Source organism: Kocuria sp., from assembly GCF_030536815.1.
Classification (GTDB): Bacteria; Actinomycetota; Actinomycetes; order Actinomycetales; family Micrococcaceae; genus Kocuria; species Kocuria gwangalliensis.
Genome location: NZ_JAUNPE010000264.1, coordinates 1 through 2,262 on the forward strand (window position 1 = coordinate 1; position 2,262 = coordinate 2,262).

Genomic DNA, 2,262 nt, shown 5'->3' on the forward strand with positions numbered 1-2,262 from the left:
TGCAATGGTACGTATCCCTCAGAAGAACTACTACACCGCGGTGCTTGGTTCTGAACCCGACGCGGGCGGCATGGTCGATCAAGATCAAGTGAATCGCTGGGTTGACCGTTACTCAATGTGGCTGGGGCAACTCACTGACGAACCTGGCCTCGTCCAGGCGGCAGTAACGGTCGAAACCGCCCCAGATTCGGGATTCCGGTTAGCACGCAGAGTCGAGTCAGAGATCCAAGAAGACAGCCCCGCGTTCGCCCAGGAGGTCATCCGGGAAGCAGTCGAGATGCTGCCCTCAGGTTCAACCGTCACCAAGGCGTACACGAGTCTGACGTACAAGGCCGCGTTGCGGTCTGGCGGCAAGAGCCGCTCAGAAGCAGAAGTCGCTACAGATTTGGCCTCTCGGTTGCCGAATATCACTCTGGGTCTAGGAAACACCGGAGCGGGAGCGGTTGAACCCGTGACCGCACAGGAGCTATGCGAAGTCGTGCGAGTTGCTTATGACCCTCATGAAGCGGTGCTTTTTGATCAGGCCCATGCTCAAGGCAAAGCACCCATGCTGAACTGGAATGAAGTTGGCCCCCAAGCACATGACGCGGAGTGGGACTGGTATCACCACGACAACGCATGGTCCAAGACCTGGACCATGTCGGTACCCCCGCGTTCTGCGGTTCAATCACGGGTACTTCAGAGTCTGATTGCTCCGAACTCCGAGTTGATGCGTAAGCGCATCACCTTGCTTTACCGTCCGATTGATCCAGCGGCAGCTGCACAGCTAGTGGAAAAAGACTTGAACACCGCAACGTTCAACAGTTCCTCCAGTGATCGTGTGTCCTCACGCCAGTCACGGGAGATGCGTGCAGCCAAGGCAACGGAAGAGGAGGAAGCCGAAGGAGCTGGATTGCTGAACTTCGCGTTGATTGTTACCGCCACGGTTGAGGATCCACGAAACCGGGCGATGGTCGATTCGATGATGGACAACCTCGCGGTGGGCGCGCGCATCCGCATCGAACCCGCCTACGGAGCGCAAGACTCAGCATTCGCAGTGGGGTTGCCGCTGGGCCTTGTGGTCCCGGAGATGCTGGCCCTACCGAAATCTGTAAGGAGTGCCCTGTCATGAGAAGCGCCAAAGCAAAATCCCCCCAGAAAAAGAAGACCTTTGGAAGCACTGCGGTCAAAAAAGTCCGGAAGGCTGGTGCGCGTGGCTACGTCGGGCGCGGCCTGGGAGAAGCCAAATCACTGCATGCGTACCAAGAGATTCGTGGCACCAACTACCAGATTTGCGGCCTGTATCCATTCCCCCTCGGCGGAGGCTCACCCATTGTGGGTGTGCCACTTGGCCGGAACGTGATGACGGGCGAACCGGTGTGCTGTGACCCGATTTCCTGGTTCATGAAGCTACGCCTGATTTCGAATCCCTCGGCCTTTGTGATGGCCAACCCGGGATTAGGTAAGTCCTCACTGATCCGTCGTATGTGCATGGGGCTGTGCGCCTTTGGGGTGAACCCGATGATCCTGGGAGACATCAAGGGTGAGCACGTTGCCATGACTCGTCTGCTCGGGGGTCCGGCGGGGTGGGGGGTGGTGGTGTCGGGAGAATTCCCGCGGTGGATGTGGGGGGGGCGCCCCCCCCCCCCCGCCAGCTGTCGGCAGCCCGCAAGGAAGAATTGCTGGCAGAGATCCATGACCGGCGTCGTGGACTGGTTGCCTCCCTCATCTCGATTCAACGTAAGAGTCCGTTGAACGAACGTGAGCACAACATGCTCGACCGTTGCTTGAGCGTTCTCGAGGACGCCCAGGACGAGGATGCCCAGAAGCCACCGGAGATGGCAGACTTGCTGCGCGTGCTTAGATCGCGGCCTGATCGGGTGCGGGAAGTAGCCCTGGACCGTGGTGATGACGCAAAGTACGACGCGCTAACGGAAGGGCTTGAAAGCTCATTCAACACTTTGTGCGGCGCCGGATCATTCGGCGATATGTTCGCCGGTCAATCGACGGATCAGATTGATCCGTCGCGGCCATTGGTCTTTGACCTCTCTCGAATTCCTCAATCGGATAACGACCTGCGCGCGGCAACGCTTATGGCGTGCTGGTCTGCTGGATTCGGTGTGGTTACAGCATCGAACCTCATGGCCGATGACGGCTTGATTGAGCGCACGCGGTACTTCGTCGTTCTGGACGAGTTGTGGAACACGTTAGCGGCGGGGCGTGGTTTGGTGGATCAGGTCAACTCTCTGACCCGGCTTAACCGTGCATGGGGCGTGGGACAGA

1 protein-coding gene and 1 pseudogene are annotated in these 2,262 nt (G+C 58.8%); both read left to right on the top strand.

Going from position 1 to position 2,262, the window contains the following annotated elements; genetic code table 11:
- The coding region (locus Q4E95_RS12995; protein ID WP_303383703.1) for an SCO6880 family protein at positions 1-1,111 on the top strand (1,111 nt) is incomplete at its 5' end.
- Positions 1,112-1,658: 547 nt separating this feature from the next.
- Positions 1,659-2,262 (top strand): annotated as a pseudogene (locus Q4E95_RS13000) (ATP/GTP-binding protein); the annotation flags it as partial.